Consider the following 16,619-nt stretch of genomic DNA (forward strand, 5'->3'; position numbering starts at 1 on the left):
CACCCTCACCCCGCCACCCTCACCACCCCCATGTCGATCCCCAGATGCACCAGCTCGGCATGGGAACTGACTTGCAACTTGCTCTTGAGCAACGTCAGGTGGTTGGACACCGTCTTGGCGCTGATGCACAACTGCTCGGCAATCACCCGCATCGGTGTGCCCTTGGCCAGCATCACGAAAATCTCCATTTCACGCTGGGTCATGCGCCGCATGCGCGGGTCGCTGCCGCGCTGTTGTGGGGTACACGCCAGCTGGGTGGCCAACGCTTGTTCGATGTAGGCATGCCCGGCCAACACCCGCTGCACCGCTTCGATCAACACCTCGGGCGCCGCGTTCTTGGTCAGGTAACCCGAGGCCCCCGCATCCAGCGCCTGGCGCACCAGGGGCAGTTCATCGTGCAGGCTGAAAAACAGCACCCGCAACTGTGGCAGGCGCTGGCGCAGGCGGCGGGTGGTTTCCAGGCCGCTGATGCCTGGCAAGCCAAAGTCCATGATCACCAGGTTCGGCACTTGCTCCTGAACCCGGGCCAGGGCCTCTTCGCCGCTGGCGGCCTCGCGCACCTGCAACGCCGGCAGCACTGCCCGCAGCAGGCTGGCGTAACCTTGACGGACCACCGCGTGGTCATCGACCAGGACGATATTCATCAGACCTCCACGGGCATGTTCAGGGCCAGCGCCCAACCGGCACCCGGCCGGCTGAGGATGCGCAATTCGCCGCCCAGGCTGCGGGCGCGCTCGGCCATCGAATGCAGCCCCACCCCGGGGCGCTGGGGCTGGCATGCGCCGCAGCCGTTGTCGCGGATCAGCAGGCGCACGCCCTTGGCGCTGCGTTGCAGGCGTACCCGCACCTGGCTGGCGCCGGCATGCCGGGCGACATTGGTCAACGCCTCCTGCAGCAACCGATACAAGTGCACCCGGCTTGCCCCACTCAGCGTCGGCAGGTGCTCAGCGACCCGCAGGCGGCAATCGATGCCCTGGCTGGCCTGCCATTGGCTTACCAACTGGCCGAAGGCTTCGGCCAGCGGTACCTGGTGCAAGGCCACCGGATACAGGTCGTGCACCAGCGCACGAAAGCCCTGCTGCAGGTATTCGCAATGGAGTGCCAGGGCCTGCGCGGTCTGCTCCACCCGCGCAGGCTGGTCGGCCACCCTGCGCAGCAGGCAGGCCTGGGCGCGGATGCCCGCCAGGTATTGCCCGAGGTCGTCGTGCAGGGCCTGCGCCAGCCGTGTGCGCTCCTGCTCCTGCACCGCCAGCAGGGCCTGAGTCAGCTGGGCATTGGCGGCCTGGGCCTGGGCCAGCTCATCCAGCAACCCCCTGCCCCGGCGCACCGCCCAGCGGATCTGTAGCAACGGCAGAAGCAGCACTTTGACCAGGCGCATGGGCGGTTCTCCTCAAGGGTTGCGCGCCCAGCCTGGGGTGCGCTGCTGCCCATCGTAGAACCGAGCACCCCCAGCGGATTTACTACCTTGGTGCCGGGTAACCGCTACTTTCTGCATAGGCCCGCAACCCACTGGGGTCATCAGCCACGGCCAACTACTACTTTAGTACTGGCTTTGCTGTCTATCGTCGCATTCACAAAGCACCCCTGCTGGCATGTAATGGGCCTATAACAAAAAGGACAAAGCCCATGCCACGTGCCCTGCCCAGGCTGCCGCGCCCTTTGCTGGCGGCCCTTTCGCTGAGTCTGTCGCTGGGCGTCGCCCAGGCCGACACGACGCCGCTGTTCTCCGCCGAGGGCTATCGCACCGCCCTCTATCGCAGCCCGACCCCGCACCAGGTCGAGGGCGCCCAGGTTATCGATACCGCCACACTGCAGGGCCTGCTGGGGCAACAGCCCAGGCCGGTACTGGTCGATGTCTATCGCCGGCAATGGCTGCAAGGGCGCTTCATCGAAGACCACCCCCACACCAACCTCCCCGGCAGCTACTGGCTGGCCAACACCGGTGACGGTGAGCTGAGCCCGCCCTGGCAAGCCTACTTCGCACGCCATCTGCAAAAAGCCACCGGCGGCCATGTGGATCAACCGCTGGTCTTTTACTGCCGCGCCGATTGCTGGTTAAGCTGGAACGCGGTAAAACGCGCAGCGACCCTGGGCTATAAGAACCTGTATTGGTATCGCGATGGCCTGGACGCCTGGCAAAACGCCAAGCTGCCGCTGCAAGCCGCGCAGCCAGAGCCCTTTCCCTGAACTGACCGCCTGCGAACGCGTGCCCGCCCCATCCAATAACAACGAGGTGAAAAGGCCATGTACAAAATTCTGATTGCCGACGATCACCCACTGTTTCGCGAAGCCATCCACAACGTCATCAGCGATGGTTTCCAAGGCAGCGAAGTCATGGAAACTGCCGACCTGGACAGCGCCCTGGCGCTGACCCAAGCGCATGACGACCTCGACCTGATCCTGCTCGACCTGAACATGCCAGGCATGCACGGCCTCAATGGCCTGATCACCCTGCGCAACGAGGCACCGACCACACCGGTGGTGATCGTCTCGGCCGAGCAGGAAAAACAGATCGTGCTGCAGGCCATCACCTATGGCGCCGTGGGGTTCATCACCAAGTCCTCGCCGCGCTCACAGATGATCGAAGCGATCGAGCAGATCCTCAACGGCAATGTCTACCTGCCCCCAGACATCATCCGCGCCCAGAAGCCCGGCACCAGCCGACGCCTGAACGAGGCCCCGAGCTTCCCGCCGGAGATGCTCCAGGCCCTGACCCGCAAGCAACTGCTGGTACTGGAACGCATGACCAAGGGCGAGTCGAACAAGCAGATCGCCTACACCCTGGATATCGCCGAAACCACGGTCAAGGCCCATGTCTCGGCGATTCTGCGCAAACTCAATGTGCACAATCGTGTACAGGCAATCCTCAGTGCCGGCGATATCGACTTCGGCGACTACCTACGCCGCTGATCAGGCTGCGTGGCGTTGCCGGCCAGCAGGTGGCTCATCGCGGTCTTGAGTTTCATCGGCCGCACCGGTTTGTGCATCAGGGTGTGGCCCAACTCACGGATCTGTTGCTTGAGTTCGTTGCTGTAGTTGGCGGTGATCATCATCACCGCCAACGGCACCGCACGGCGGGCATTGATCCGCGCCACCGCATCAACGCCATTGCAGCCGTTGCCCAGGTGGTAGTCGGCGATCAGCAGGTCGGCTTCGGCGTGGTAGTTGTCCACCTGGCGCGCCAGGTCTTGCTCCGAGAGTGCCGTGACCACCCGGCAACCCCAACCTTCCAGCAGCGTGCGCATGCCGGCGCAGATCGCCGCGTCGTTATCCAGCACCCAGACCCGCGCCCCGCGCAGGCGTTCGAGCATCGGCTCGCTGATTGCCAGGCTCGGCTGTGGCTTGGGCGCGGTGGCGCTCAGCGGCACCTCGACAGCGAACACCGAGCCCTTGCCGAGCCATGAGCGCACACGGATCCGATGGCCGAGGATGCCGGCGATCTTCTCCACGATAGCCAAACCCAGGCCCAAGCCTCGGTCCTGGTCCGGGCGCTGCACATCGCCACGTTTGAACTCCTGGAACATTTCGTCAAAGCGTTCTTCGGCGATGCCGATCCCGCTGTCCCACACCTCGATCCACAGGCCGCGGTGCTGGCGCCGACAGCCCAGCACCACGCGGCCACTGCGGGTGTAGCGGATGGCATTGCTGAGCAGGTTGCGCAGGATCCGCGCCAGCAGCTGGATGTCGCTGTGCACCACGGCCGAACAGCCCACGAAGTGCAACTCAAGCCCTTCGCTGCGCGCCACCTGGGCGTACTCGGCAGCGAGGTTGTCCATCAGCTCGCTGAGGGCGAAGGGTGCGATATCGGCCTTGATAACCCCGGCATCAAGCTTGGAAATGTCCACCAGGGTGCCTAACAGGTTTTCCACGTCTTCAAGGGAATTGCTGACATTACGCACCAATTGAACACTCTGTTGCGGCTCGCGGCGCTCGAGCAAGGCGCTGGTGAACAGCCGCGCCGCGTTCAAGGGTTGCAGCAGATCATGGCTGACGGCGGCGAGGAACTTGGTTTTCGACAGGTTGGCCTGCTCGGCCTCGCGCTTGGCCTCGCGCAAGCGCGATTCAGCGTGGCTGCGCTCATCGATCTCGCGCAGCAGCTGGTCGTTGAGGCGGGTCAGTTCGGCGGTGCGCTCGCGCACCCGTTGCTCCAGGTTCTGGTAGGCCTGGTGCAGGGCCTCGGCGGTCTTGCGGCGCTCGGTAATGTCGCGGATCAGCACGAAGATCCCCACCACTTCACCGTTGGCCAGGCGGTTGGGGACGTAGGAGCGCAGCATGTAGCGCTCCTGATCGTTGATGTTGGTTTCGGCAAGCTCGAACGTCACGCTCTCCCCCGCCAGCGCCCGCGCCACGTAGGCTTCAAGGCGCTGGTAATGCTGCTCGCTGTGGGCCTCGCGCAGGCTCTGCCCGAGCATTACGCCGCGCGGCCAGCAATACCACTGTTCATAGACCTTGTTGGTGAACTCGTAGACCAGGTCGGCATTGAGGTAGGCGATCAGCGCCGGCACATGGTCGGTAATCAGCCGTATCCAGCGCTCGCTTTCGCTGAGGGCTTCGGCGTGCTGGTAGCGCTCGGTGATATCGGTGAAGGTGTTGACGAAACCGCCGGTGGGCAGCGGATGTGTACGGATTTCCAGCATGCGCCCGTCGTACAGGCGTTGTTCGCACTCGTGGATGACCCGCCCGTTGGCGTCGCGGCTGTCTGGGGTCAACAGGCTCAGTTCGCTGTCGCCGATCACCTCGGCAAAGGGCCGGTGGGCAGCGACTGGAGCCAAGCCGCTGAGCTCCAGAAAACGCCGGTTCCACAGTTCCAGAACCCCCTCGGCATTGACCATGGCCACCCCCTGGGACAGGTTGTCCACCGCCCGCTGCAACAGGTGCGACTTCTGTGCCACGGCCTGCTCGCGGCGCAGGGTTTCGCTGAGCTTGACCTCGGTGATATCGGTAAACAGGATCACCCGCCCGCCTTCGCAGGTCGGCCGTTCACTGACTTGCAGCCAGCGCCCGTTGTACAGCCGGTACAGCAGGTGCTCGTCGGCGTGCCCGCGGGTTTCTTCGCTGAACAGGCCACTGGCCGTCATCAGCCGCTTGACCTCGGCCAGGCGCATGCCGGCAATGATGCGCACCCGGGTGTTGGCCCAGAAGGCCTTGAAGCGGCTGTTGCACAGCACGATCCGCTGGTTCTGATCGAACAGCACGAAGGCGTCCGAGATGCTTTCGATGGCGTCTATCAGGTGCTGGTGGGCCGTCTCGGCCCGCAGTCGGGCTTCGCCGAGCAGATGGTTGCCGGCCTTGAGCTCGGCCATGGCCTGGTTCAGGGCATCGGTGCGTTCACGCACCTGCTCGGCCAGCACTACCGAATGCTGGAACGCCGCGTACGGGTCGTTGCCACGCGTCACGCCGGACTCGATGCGCTCGATCAGTGCGCCATTGATCCGCTGCAGCTTATGATTTTCGTGCTGCAGCCGGGCGACCTCGGCCTGCAGTTCAGCGGCTGAGCGCAGCTCGGTTGCGGGCAATGGCGACCCCGGTGAAGGTCTGGTTGATGTGCATGCCATTGAACTGCTCTCCGTAGGTGTTGAAGCCCATCACCCGCTGCTCGCGCAAGAACCCGCCGACCTGCGCCAGGCTGCCCTGGGCTTCCAGCTCCAGGCGCCGCAGGAAGCAGTCACAGCCGATGGTCAGCAGCAACGGGCCGAGGCGCCGGTGCAAGCCATCGAACACGTTGTGCAGGTTTGGCAACAGTGGCCCTGGGGCCATGGCCGTGAGCACGATGCCGTTCTCCACCGCGCAGTAGAAGCTCAGGCTCAGGTCCGGGTGCACTTGCTGGATCGCCCGCACGTAGTACTGGTCGTGGAGACGTACTGCCAGCGGGTGGGCGGCGAAAACCCGGTGATCGAGCTCGGCCACCGGCACGCCGATGTGCCGGGCGTACTCCTCGGCAGCGGGCTCGGCATTGAGCTCGAAGACCCGGCGCTGGGCACTGTCGGCGCCGGTCACCACCAGCTTTTCCTGGCGCGGCAGGATGTGGTGGGTGGTGAACACTTCGAAATCGAGCCAGGTGTTGACCAGCACCACCACCGCCGCACCGCTGTGGAAGGCGCCGCCGAAGTACACATGGGTGCGGGTCAGGTAGTTGTCATCGCCGGCCGAACCGCCGAAATGCGGGATGTCCCCCAGTGCTGCGCTAAGGGCGGCGAGGATCATCTCCTCGCGGCTGGACAAGCCGTCGAGCAGGGTCAGGGCAAAGCTGTGGCCTTTGATCGGCGCCAGGGTATTGCTGCGGCAGGTGCCGACCAGGCGCTCGACCCGCTGTTGGGCGTCGATCAGGCTGAAGCGCTCCATTTCATCGATCAGTTCGGTGGCGATGGAGAAATGCCGATGATCGAACCCCACTGCCGTCACGCAATTGCGGCCGTAGCCCAGCGGGGTGATTTCGCCGGCACTGGTGCAACCGACCAGGCGGATGCCGCCGAAACCTTGTTCGAGGGCCTCGCCCAGCTCGCGTAGATTGTATTCGGCCGAACAGAAGAACAGCACGAAGCCCAGGTGCGGGTGCAGCAGTTGCCGCGCCAGGTCCTGGGCCGCCAGCCGCGCGTCGGTTGCCTGGGACATGGCGCTGACAACACCATCGTTTTGGGCCTGCTGCATCGTGGTCTCCGGCGCGGGGTGTCTGAGGCTTGAGTGTACGGAGGGCGCACGGGGGGACGAATGCTACTTGGGTAGCGGGTTTGGGGTTCGATGGGTGTAGAGGGGGCGGATTGGGGCTTGGCCAGCCAAGGGCCAATCCGTGTTTCGTCCGCCGGCCATTTGCCTAATGCCAGAGCGCTTCTATATTCAGAAAGGCCTCACTGCCGGTTGATCAGAGCATCATGATGTCCACACCCGAGCAATTGATCATCTGCGAGCACTGCGATTGCGTTTATCAGAAGGCATTGCTCGCCAAACATCAGAAAACCGTGTGCACGCGCTGCGGCGGTGTGCTGCAGCGGCACAACGGCTTGACGGTGGAACAACGCCTGGCATTAAGCTTCACGGCTGCGGTGCTGTGGTTGTTTGCCAACTTCTACCCGGTGATGAGCATCAGCCTGCAGGGGCTTAAAAACAGCGCCACGTTATGGGACTCGGTGCTGGCGTTGAGCCAGGGGCCGATTACCTTCATGGCCATGGTCGCGGCCATTTCGATCATCATCGCCCCCGCCTTCCAGCTGCTGTTGCTCATCTGGGTGCTGGGTTTTGCCCTCACCGCCCGCCGCTCCCCCGCGTTCAAGCTGTGCATGCGCTGGCTGGAGACCTTGCGCCCCTGGAGCATGCTCGAAGTGTGCCTGCTGGGGGCGATGGTGGCGGTGTTCAAGCTCGCCGGTATGCTCGATGTGCTGCCGGGTATCGGCCTGCTCGCACTGGCTGTGTTGAGCCTGTTGATGATCCGTATCGCCGGGCGCGATATTCGTGACTTGTGGGACATGCCATGAGCCGGCCACCAACCGCCAGCGAGCTTGACTTGTGCCTGTGCCACAGCTGTGGCCTGGCCTGCGACATGCACGACGAACCGCACCAGTGCCCGCGCTGCGACGCCCCTTTGCATCGGCGCAAGACCAATTCTCTGGGCCGCACCTGGGCTTACCTGCTGGCCGCCCTGGCCTTCTATGTACCGGCGAACGTGCTGCCGGTGATGAACACCATGATGCTCGGCAGCGGCGCCGACAGCACCATCATGAGCGGCGTGCTGGAGTTCTGGGAGCACGGCGCCTGGGACATTGCGCTGATCATCTTCATCGCCAGCATCGCTGTGCCGGGGGTGAAGTTCGTGGCCCTGTCGATGCTCTTGATCACCGTCCAGCGCGGCAGTACCTGGGCGCAACAGCAGCGCTCGAAGCTCTACCGTTTCGTTGAACTGATCGGCTATTGGTCGATGCTTGATGTGCTGGTGGTAGCGCTGGTCGCGGCGCTGGTGAAGTTTCAATCGCTGGGTGACATCGAGCCGCGTCCGGGCATCCTGTTCTTTGGCCTGGTGGTGGTGTTCACCATGCTCTCAGCAATGAGTTTCGACCCCCGCATGATCTGGGACACGCCACCTGACAAGGAGCTCATGGATGACCCCATCCAGCAATGACCGCCCGCCCATTCCCGGCCCTGCACCGGTCAAGACTCGGCGCTTCGGCTTTTCCCTGGTGTGGATCGTGCCCATCGTGGCCGTGCTAGTCGGGCTTTCCCTGGTCGTGCACAACCTGATGCAGGAAGGCCCGACCATCACCCTCACCTTCAAGACCGGCGCGGGGCTGGCGGCCAACAAGACCGAGGTACGCTACCGTAACGTGGTGATCGGTCACGTCACCGAAGTGGCCCTGAGTGACGACCAGAAAAACGTCAACGCCACCGTCAAGCTCGACAAGCAGGCCGAGAGCTTCACCCGCGAGGACTCGAAGTTCTGGGTAGTCCGCCCGCGCATCGGCGCCGGTGGCGTGTCGGGCATCGACACCCTGCTTTCGGGCGATTACATCGGCGCCGACATCGGCCAGTCGAGCACCCGCGTGAAGCACTTCATTGGCTTGGAGAACCCGCCGGCCATCACCTACGGCGAGCCCGGCAAGCACTTCACCCTGCACACCCAGGACCTGGGCTCGCTGGACATCGGTTCGCCCGTGTATTACCGCAAGATCCCGGTCGGCCAGGTGGTCGCCTACGCCCTCGACCAGGAAGGTAAAGGGGTGGACGTGGAGATCTTCATCCATGCACCCAACGACGCCTTCGTGAGCGCCAACACACGCTTCTGGAACGCCAGCGGCATTGATGTGGAGGTCGGCGCCAATGGTTTTGCGTTGAAAACCGAGTCATTGTCGTCGATCCTGGTCGGCGGCATCGCCTTCCGCGCGCCGGACTACAACCCGAACGACACGGCCGCCAGCGAGAACCAGCGCTTTGAACTGTTCGCCGACCAGGCTGGTGCATTGGCCCCGCCCGCCGGCAAGGCGCAGTACCTGGCGCTACGCTTCGACCAGGCGATGCGCGGCCTCAAGGTCGGTGCGCCGGTCGAGTTCCTGGGCGTGGAGATTGGCCGGGTGGTCGCGGTGAACCTGGACTTCGATGAAGTCAAACGCAGTTTCCCGGTCAATGTCGGCATCGTCATCTATCCGCAACGCTTGGGCCGGGCGCACGAGAAGATGCTCAAGGTATTGCAGCACGACCCCAATGACGAAGCCTCCGCCGCCAAGCTGATCGGCACCTTTATCGACAACGGGCTGCGTGCCCAGGCGCGCAGTGGCAACCTGCTCACCGGCCAGCTGTACATCGCCCTGGACTTCTTCCCCAAAGCCGAGAAGGTGGCCTTCGACCCGGCGGCCCGCCCGGTGGTCATCCCGACCATTCCAGGCAGCCTGGAGCTGCTTCAGGAGCAGTTGCAGACCATGGTCGACAAGCTCAACCGGCTGCCGCTGGAGCGTATTGCCGGTAACCTCGATGCCAACCTGGTAGAGCTGCGCAAGGGCCTGACCCAGTTCAACGCACGGACCTTGCCAGGGGTGCAGAACACCCTGGCAGAGGTCAGCAATACCTTGAAGTCGGCCAATTCGACCCTGGCAGAAGACTCGCCACAGCGTGAACAGCTGACCCAGACGCTCGACGAGCTGGGGCGCATGTCGCGCTCCCTGCGCGAGCTTGCCGACTACCTGGGCCGCAACCCCGAGTCGCTGATCCGTGGCCGCCCGGACAACGCAGGGCCGATGGACCTGCAAGGGCCGCCCCGCAAATGACCACAGGAGTGTTGAACATGACCCCGTTGCCAAGGATTACCCTGCTGGTCGCGCTATTGGCCCTGGGCGCTTGCCGCAGCGACCCGATCCAGTTCCATACCCTCACGCCGGCGCAGCCGGCACCCACGTCGCACAACGCTGCGGACGAGATCCTGATCGAAAGTGTCAGCGTTCCACCACAGGTCGACCGGCCACAGCTGGTGATCCGCCAGGGCGACAGCAGCCTGGCGATTCTCGAGACGCAGTGGTGGGGCGCCACGCTGGTGGATGAGCTGCGCAGCGCGTTGGTCGACCAACTGAGCAATACCCGCCCCGCTCGCAAGCTGTCCCTGCGCGTGGATGTGCAACGCTTCGATTCACTGCCGGGGCAGTACGCACTGCTGGACGCCAGGTGGCGCTTGCGCGCCCGCGAAGCCAATACCCAGCTGACCTGCCGCAGCACCTTGCAGACCGCCGCTGGCAGCAGCATCGATGACGTGGTGATTGCCCAGCAAGCCAACGTCAAGCGCCTGGCGGCCCTGATCAGCCAGGCCGCCGCGTCGTCAAGCGGCACCTGCCCTGCCAATGGTTGAAGCTGCGGGGTCGTCACGCCAGCCGCCGCGCTAGCAGTTGTTCACACCGTTGAAACTTTCCCAGCGCAAGCCCAGTCCAGACCCCTATCGACCACAGCACGGGAGCAGACAATGACGGGCACGGTAGGCGACTTTCTGGTGGAGCGTTTGTATCAATGGGGGGTGCGGCGCATCTTCGGCTACCCCGGCGACGGCATCAACGGCGTGTTCGGCGCGCTGAGCCGGGCCAACGGCAAGATCCAGTTCATCCAGGCGCGCCACGAGGAGATGGCCGCGTTCATGGCCAGTGCCCACGCCAAGTTCACCGGCGAACTGGGCGTGTGCATTGCCACTTCAGGCCCCGGCGCATCGCATTTGCTCACGGGCCTGTACGACGCGCGCATGGACCACATGCCGGTGCTGGCCATCGTCGGCCAACAGGCACGGGCGGCACTGGGTGGGCACTATCAGCAGGAGCTGGACCTGCTGTCGATGTTCAAGGACGTGGCCGGTGCATTCGTCCAGCAGGCCTCCACACCTTCGCAGGTACGCCACCTGCTCGACCGCGCCGTGCGCACTGCCGTCGGCGAGCGGCGGGTGACGGCGGTGATTCTGCCCAATGACCTGCAGGACCTGCCCTACCACGAACCGCCACGTGCCCACGGCACCGTGCATTCGGGCATCGGCTACAGCAAACCCAAGGTGGTGCCCTATGACAGCGACCTGCAACGCGCCGCCGACGTGCTCGACGCCGGGCGCAAGGTCGCCATCCTGGTGGGCGCCGGGGCCTTGCAGGCAACCGAAGAAATCATCGCCATCGCAGACACGTTGGGCGCTGGGGTGGCCAAGGCGCTGCTGGGCAAGGCTGCAGTAGCCGATGACCTGCCCTGGGTGACCGGCGCCATCGGCTTGCTGGGGACCGAGCCCAGTTACCAGATGATGAACGAATGCGACACCCTGCTGATGGTCGGTTCGGGGTTCCCCTATGCCGAGTTCCTGCCCAAGGAGGGCCAGGCCCGTGGCGTGCAGATCGACCTGCAACCCGACATGCTGAGCCTGCGCTACCCCATGGAGGTCAACCTGGTCGGTGACGCTGGCGAGACCTTGCGTGCATTGCTGCCCCTGCTGCAACACAAGACCGACCGGCGCTGGCGCAAGAAGGTCGAGGGCTGGCGCGCACGCTGGGACAACACCCTGGCCAAACGTGCCATGGTCCATGCCGAGCCGATCAACCCGCAGCGCGTGGTGTACGAGCTGTCCCCGCGCCTGCCAGACGACAGCATCGTGACCAGCGATTCCGGCTCTTGCGCCAACTGGTATGCGCGCGACCTGCAGATTCGCCAAGGCATGCAGTGTTCATTGTCCGGCGGCCTGGCCTGCATGGGCGCCGCCGTGCCCTATGCCATTGCCGCGAAATTCGCCCATCCGCAGCGCCCGGTGGTGGCCCTGGTCGGCGATGGCGCGATGCAGATGAACAACCTGGCCGAGCTGATCACCGTGGCCAAGTACTGGCAGCAGTGGGAGAACCCGCAATGGATCTGTGCGGTGTTCAACAACGAGGACCTCAACCAGGTCACCTGGGAACAGCGGGTCATGGAAGGCGACCCCAAGTTCGAAGCGTCGCAGTCGATTCCCGACGTGCCCTACCACCTGTTCGCGATCTCCATCGGCCTGCAGGGCATTTTCGTCGACCGTGAAGAAGACATCGCAGCCGCCTGGGAACGCGCACTGAACGCCGATCGCCCGGTGCTGATCGAGTTCAAGACCGACCCCAACGTGCCGCCCCTGCCGCCGCATATCAAGCTGGAACAGGCGAAGAAATTCGCCAGTACCTTGCTCAAGGGCGACCCTGACCAGGCCGGGGTCATCGTGCAGACGGCCAAGCAGGTGCTCAGTTCGGTGCTACCGGGGAAGAAGTGACGGCAGCTGGGCAGAAACGCTGAACGTTTGCCCGCCAGGGTCAGTCGCACACCGTAGACGCAGTCGACTGTGCGACCCCCAACCGTGAGGACACCCAATGAGCGCAAACTCCCCCCAGAGTGGCGAAGCACATCCCCTCCGCCTGACGATCAACGGCCAGGCCAGGTCGCTGCAGGTTCACCCCTGGACGACACTGCTCGACCTGCTGCGCGAGCAACTGGATCTGATCGGCACCAAGAAAGCCTGTGACCATGGCCAATGCGGTGCCTGCACGGTGTTACGGGACGGCAAACGCGTCAACGCCTGCCTGACCCTGGCCGTCATGTGTGACGGCGCTGACCTGGTCACCATCGAAGGCCTGGCCGAAGGTGACAAACTGCACCCCCTGCAGCGCGCATTCATTACCCATGATGCCTTCCAGTGCGGTTACTGCACCCCAGGCCAGATCTGCTCCGCCGTTGGCCTGGCAGAAGAAGGGCGCGCCTGCACGCGCGAAGCCATTCGCGAGCAGATGAGCGGCAACCTCTGCCGCTGCGGGGCCTACAGCAACATCATCGCGGCGGTGGAAGAAGCACTGCCGCTGATGCGCGCCAAGGCCAACCTGCAGGGAGGGCCGCGCGCATGACGCCGTTCAGCTACCACAAGCCGGCATCGGTCGGCGAAGCCGTCGGCCTGGCCGACGTGTCCTCACGTTTCATCGCCGGTGGCACCAACCTCGTCGACCTGATGAAAGAAAACGTGGTGCGCCCCGAGCGCCTGATCGACATAACAGGCCTCGGGTTGAACGGTATCCAGCCCACCGCGAACGGTGGCGTGCTGATCGGCGCACTGGTCAGCAATGCCGAGCTGGCCTGGGCCTCTGTGATCGAACAGCACTATCCCCTGCTGGCCGAGGCCATTCTGGCAGGCGCCTCGCCGCAGTTGCGGAACATGGCCAGTACCGGCGGCAACCTGTTGCAACGCACCCGCTGTTACTACTTTTATGACACCGGCACACCCTGCAACAAGCGCGCGCCAGGCAGCGGCTGCCCGGCGCGCACAGGCCTGAACCGCATCCACGCCATCCTCGGTGCCAGCGATGCCTGCGTTGCGACACACCCTTCGGACATGTGTGTGGCGCTGGCAGCGCTCGAGGCCGTGGTCCATGTTCAGGGCCGGGCCGGCAAACGCCAGATACCCTTCGCCGACTTTCACCGCCTGCCCGGGGACGCACCGGAGCGCGACAATCAGCTGGCCGCCGATGAGCTGATAACCGCCCTCGAACTGCCGCCCCCCACGTTCGAAGACCACTACCGCTATTTGAAGATCCGCGATCGGGCGTCTTATGCGTTTGCACTGGTATCGGTTGCCGCCGGGTTGAACCTCAATGGCGGCGTGATCCAGGACGCACGCCTGGCGCTGGGTGGCGTGGCCCACAAGCCCTGGCGAGACCCGGCTGTCGAACGCACGTTGATCGGCCAGGCGCCCACGCAGGCGCTGTTCACCCAAGCGGCCGACGCCCTGCTGCAGGGGGCAGAACCCTTGGCCCACAACGGCTTCAAGGTGCCCCTCGCGCAACGTACCATCGTGCGCGCATTAAGCGATGCGGCGCTCGGGGCAAAAGCCAGGGGGGCAACTTCATGAACATCAAAACAGCGGTAGTGGGCACGGCCATGGACCGTGTCGACGGTGTGGCGAAAGTCACCGGGCAGGCGCGCTATGCGGGCGAGTACCCACAGGCCGGGTTGCTGCATGGCAGCGTGGTGTCCAGCACGATCGCCCGTGGGCGGGTGCTGAGCATCGACACTGCCCAAGCACTGAGCGTGCCGGGGGTAATCGCCGTGCTGGACCATGCCCATCGCCCTCGCGTTTCCAGCTACGACGACGATTACAGTGACGCCGACTCGGCCGAGGGCACGCCCTTTCGGCCGTTGTTCAACGATCGCGTGCTGTACAGCGGCCAGCCCCTGGCGCTGGTGGTCGCGCAAAGCCTGGAGCTGGCAAGGTATGCAGGCTCGCTGGTGAAGGTCGAGTACCTCGAAGAACCCCATGAAACCGACCTGGCCAGCGTACTCGACAAAACGCACCCGGCACCCGCCGAAACGCCCGACCCTCGCGGCGATTTTGCCGGGCAGTTTGCCAACGCCGCGGTGCAGGTAGACGCGACCTACCTCACTGCCAACGAACACCACAACCCGATGGAGCCCCATGCTTCGACGGTGCTGTACCAGGCCGACGGCAGCCTGGAAATCCATGACAAGACCCAAGGTACGCAAAATTGCCAGGACTACCTGCACAAGGTATTCGACCTGCCCAAGGAAAAAGTCCGGGTGCTGGCAGCGTTCGTCGGCGGTGCCTTCGGCTCGGGGTTGCGCCCGCAGTACCAGCTGCCCCTGGCGGTGATGGCGGCCTTGCACCTGCAACGTTCGGTGCGTGTCACGCTGACCCGCCAGCAGATGTTCACCTTCGGCTACCGGCCCCGCACCCAGCAACGACTGCGCCTGGGGGCCGATTCGCAGGGGCGGTTGCTGGCGATTGCCCATGACGCGCTTGGCCAGACCTCACGCTTCGAGGACTTCACCGAGCACCTGGTGGAATGGAGCGGCATGCTCTACCAGTGCGACAACGTTGCCCTGAGCTACCGCCTTGCGCCCCTGGATGTGTACACCCCGCTGGACATGCGCGCACCAGGCGCCGCGTCCGGGATGATCGCCCTGGAATGCGCCATGGATGAGCTGGCGTGCGCAGCCGATATCGACCCGCTAGAGCTGCGCCGTCGCAATTTCGCTGCCATCAATGGTAACGAGGGCAAACCCTATTCGAGCAAGGAGCTGTTGGCCTGCTATGACCAGGGTGCCCAGCGTTTTGGCTGGGGCAACCGCCGCCCACAACCTCGCAGCATGCGCCATGGGCAGCAGTTGGTTGGCTGGGGCATGGCAGGCGGGGTCTGGGAGGCCATGCAGATGAAAGCCAGTGCCAAGGCGCGCATCGATGGCGCAGGGCATTTGACCGTCAGCAGCGCGACTACCGACATCGGCACCGGCACCTACACCGTCATGACGCAGATCGCGGCCGACGCCGCTGGCGCCCGTGTGCAAGACGTGACCTTTGTGCTGGGGGACTCTTCGCTGCCGACCGCGCCGCTGCAGGGTGGGTCTTTCACGGTGTCGTCGGTAGGTTCGGCCGTCCGCCAGGCGTGCCTGGCCCTGCGCAGCAAGGTGCTTGCGCATGCACGCCAGCATTACCCTGAGGTCGGCAACACGCCGGTGGAAGCAATCGCGTTCGCTGACGGCTACCTGCTGGCAGGTAACCACCGCCTTGCACTCGCGGACATCGTCGCCAGTGCCCCCGAGGGGTTTTTCGAGGTGCAGGTCGAAGCAGCGCCCAGCGCCAAGCGCAAACCCTTCGCCACCGCGACCCATTGCGCCGTGTTCGTCGAAGTGCAAGTGGATGAAGACCTGGGCTCGGTCAAGGTCACCCGGGTGGTCAGCGCTGTGGCAGCGGGCCGCGTCGTCAACCCCAAGACCGCACGCAGCCAGATCCTCGGCGGTGTCATCTGGGGTATCGGCATGGCATTGCACGAAGCGACGCAAACCGATCACCGCTTGGGGCGAATCCTCAACCACAACCTGGCGGAATACCACATACCGGTACACGCCGACAGCGGTGAAATCGAGGTCATCTTCGTCGAAGAGCACGACGACATCGTCAACGAACTGGGCTCCAAGGGCGTGGGGGAAATCGGCGTGGTCGGGGTGGCAGCGGCGGTGGCCAACGCCATTTACCACGCCACCGGCAAGCGGGTGAGGGAATTTCCGATCACGCTCGATAAACTGCTGTAGCACGCCCTCAGCTCAGGCAGGCCAGCGTTGTCAGGGCATTGCCCAAGGCTGCGCCCGAAGCGGTATTGTCGAAGATGCACCAGGTTTTGCATCGGCCTCAAACCGCGCCGGGCTGGCAGCCACTCAGGCGATCTGAAAATCAATCATCCTGGTGTTCCTGAATGAGGTGCCGGCGCTGTAACACGCCCGTATGCATGCACAACGGGGGTATGAAAAGCATGATAATCCAGGCCCGCCACCGCCTTGAGAAAGGCCCAATCGGCCAGGCGCCGCAAGTCACGCCACTCTTGCCATTCGATCAGGTGCAAGCGGTCCATTTCATCGGCCTGGCGTAGCAGCTGCTCGTGGTAGCTGCTGGGGCAATCGCGGCGCAATTGGTGGTCATCGAAATGCTGGAACCATCGGTTGATGGCTTCGAGGCGGCGCTGCGCCAGCCCTGTCTGCTGTGTAAACGCATTCATCCCGGTCATCCCGCGCGCTTCTGACAATCGAGCCGTCGGCAGCACGATAGGTTCATTCAGAACTATCAACGGTCGAAGTCGCCGCTGAACCTGTTGGTCTGAACTTTGCCGTGCCCGCCA

The 16,619-nt window shown here is 64.3% G+C and carries 14 protein-coding genes and 1 pseudogene; 10 read left to right on the plus strand and 5 right to left on the minus strand.

Annotated elements, in window-relative coordinates:
• Positions 1-5: 5 nt before the first annotated feature.
• Positions 6-644, minus strand: coding sequence for a response regulator transcription factor (locus HU766_RS22895; protein WP_186660873.1), 639 nt, complete (start codon positions 642-644; stop codon positions 6-8).
• Positions 644-1,360 (minus strand): annotated as a pseudogene (locus HU766_RS22900) (sensor histidine kinase); the annotation flags it as partial. The pseudogene HU766_RS22900 and the gene HU766_RS22895, both read right to left, overlap by 1 nt.
• Before the next feature lie 266 nt (positions 1,361-1,626).
• Here HU766_RS22900 and HU766_RS22905 point away from each other — a divergent pair.
• On the plus strand, positions 1,627-2,187 hold the full coding sequence (locus tag HU766_RS22905) for a PQQ-dependent catabolism-associated CXXCW motif protein (RefSeq protein WP_186660875.1): 561 nt from the start codon (positions 1,627-1,629) through the stop codon (positions 2,185-2,187).
• Between the two features lie 57 nt (positions 2,188-2,244).
• Positions 2,245-2,910, plus strand: coding sequence for a response regulator transcription factor (locus HU766_RS22910; RefSeq protein WP_033698488.1), 666 nt, complete (start codon positions 2,245-2,247; stop codon positions 2,908-2,910).
• Here HU766_RS22910 and nahK read toward each other — a convergent pair.
• Together nahK and nosP are read right to left on the minus strand one after the other, a co-directional pair.
• Complete coding sequence (nahK, locus tag HU766_RS22915; protein ID WP_077068451.1) at positions 2,895-5,555, minus strand: hybrid sensor histidine kinase/response regulator NahK/ErcS'; 2,661 nt, start codon at positions 5,553-5,555, stop codon at positions 2,895-2,897. The two genes, HU766_RS22910 and nahK, sit on opposite strands and share 16 nt — an antisense overlap.
• A complete protein-coding gene (nosP, locus tag HU766_RS22920) occupies positions 5,485-6,648 on the minus strand; it encodes a nitric oxide-sensing protein NosP (RefSeq protein ID WP_186660877.1) in 1,164 nt (387 codons plus the stop codon). Before nosP ends, nahK begins: the two co-directional genes overlap by 71 nt.
• 224 nt (positions 6,649-6,872) lie before the next feature.
• On the opposite strand from nosP, the gene HU766_RS22925 reads away from it, so the two are divergent.
• The 8 genes from HU766_RS22925 (at position 6,873) to HU766_RS22960 (ending at position 16,038) form a co-directional block, all read left to right on the plus strand.
• A complete protein-coding gene (locus tag HU766_RS22925; RefSeq protein WP_033700120.1) occupies positions 6,873-7,469 on the plus strand; it encodes a paraquat-inducible protein A in 597 nt (198 codons plus the stop codon).
• Positions 7,466-8,110, plus strand: coding sequence for a paraquat-inducible protein A (locus HU766_RS22930; protein WP_033698493.1), 645 nt, complete (start codon positions 7,466-7,468; stop codon positions 8,108-8,110). Before HU766_RS22925 ends, HU766_RS22930 begins: the two co-directional genes overlap by 4 nt.
• A complete protein-coding gene (locus HU766_RS22935) occupies positions 8,091-9,746 on the plus strand; it encodes an MlaD family protein (RefSeq protein ID WP_186660879.1) in 1,656 nt (551 codons plus the stop codon). The genes HU766_RS22930 and HU766_RS22935 overlap by 20 nt, the downstream gene beginning before the upstream one ends.
• 17 nt (positions 9,747-9,763) lie before the next feature.
• Positions 9,764-10,318, plus strand: a complete 555-nt coding sequence (locus HU766_RS22940; protein ID WP_238338656.1) for a PqiC family protein — start codon at positions 9,764-9,766, stop codon at positions 10,316-10,318.
• Between the two features lie 111 nt (positions 10,319-10,429).
• Positions 10,430-12,217 carry a thiamine pyrophosphate-requiring protein gene (locus tag HU766_RS22945; protein ID WP_186660884.1) on the plus strand — a complete coding sequence of 596 codons (1,788 nt, stop codon included), beginning with the start codon at positions 10,430-10,432 and terminating at the stop codon, positions 12,215-12,217.
• 97 nt (positions 12,218-12,314) lie between these two features.
• Positions 12,315-12,842 carry a (2Fe-2S)-binding protein gene (locus HU766_RS22950; protein ID WP_186660888.1) on the plus strand — a complete coding sequence of 176 codons (528 nt, stop codon included), beginning with the start codon at positions 12,315-12,317 and terminating at the stop codon, positions 12,840-12,842.
• Complete coding sequence (locus HU766_RS22955; protein ID WP_186660890.1) at positions 12,839-13,840, plus strand: xanthine dehydrogenase family protein subunit M; 1,002 nt, start codon at positions 12,839-12,841, stop codon at positions 13,838-13,840. The genes HU766_RS22950 and HU766_RS22955 overlap by 4 nt, the downstream gene beginning before the upstream one ends.
• Positions 13,837-16,038 (plus strand): xanthine dehydrogenase family protein molybdopterin-binding subunit, encoded by a 2,202-nt coding sequence (locus tag HU766_RS22960; RefSeq protein ID WP_186660894.1) that lies wholly within the window; start codon positions 13,837-13,839, stop codon positions 16,036-16,038. Before HU766_RS22955 ends, HU766_RS22960 begins: the two co-directional genes overlap by 4 nt.
• Before the next feature lie 143 nt (positions 16,039-16,181).
• On the opposite strand, the gene HU766_RS22965 is transcribed toward HU766_RS22960, so the two are convergent.
• Positions 16,182-16,544 (minus strand): hypothetical protein, encoded by a 363-nt coding sequence (locus HU766_RS22965; protein ID WP_339468965.1) that lies wholly within the window; start codon positions 16,542-16,544, stop codon positions 16,182-16,184.
• Positions 16,545-16,619 lie beyond the last annotated feature (75 nt).

It is taken from the genome of Pseudomonas sp. SWRI77, from assembly GCF_014269105.1.
Lineage (GTDB): Bacteria > Pseudomonadota > Gammaproteobacteria > Pseudomonadales > Pseudomonadaceae > Aquipseudomonas > Aquipseudomonas capeferrum.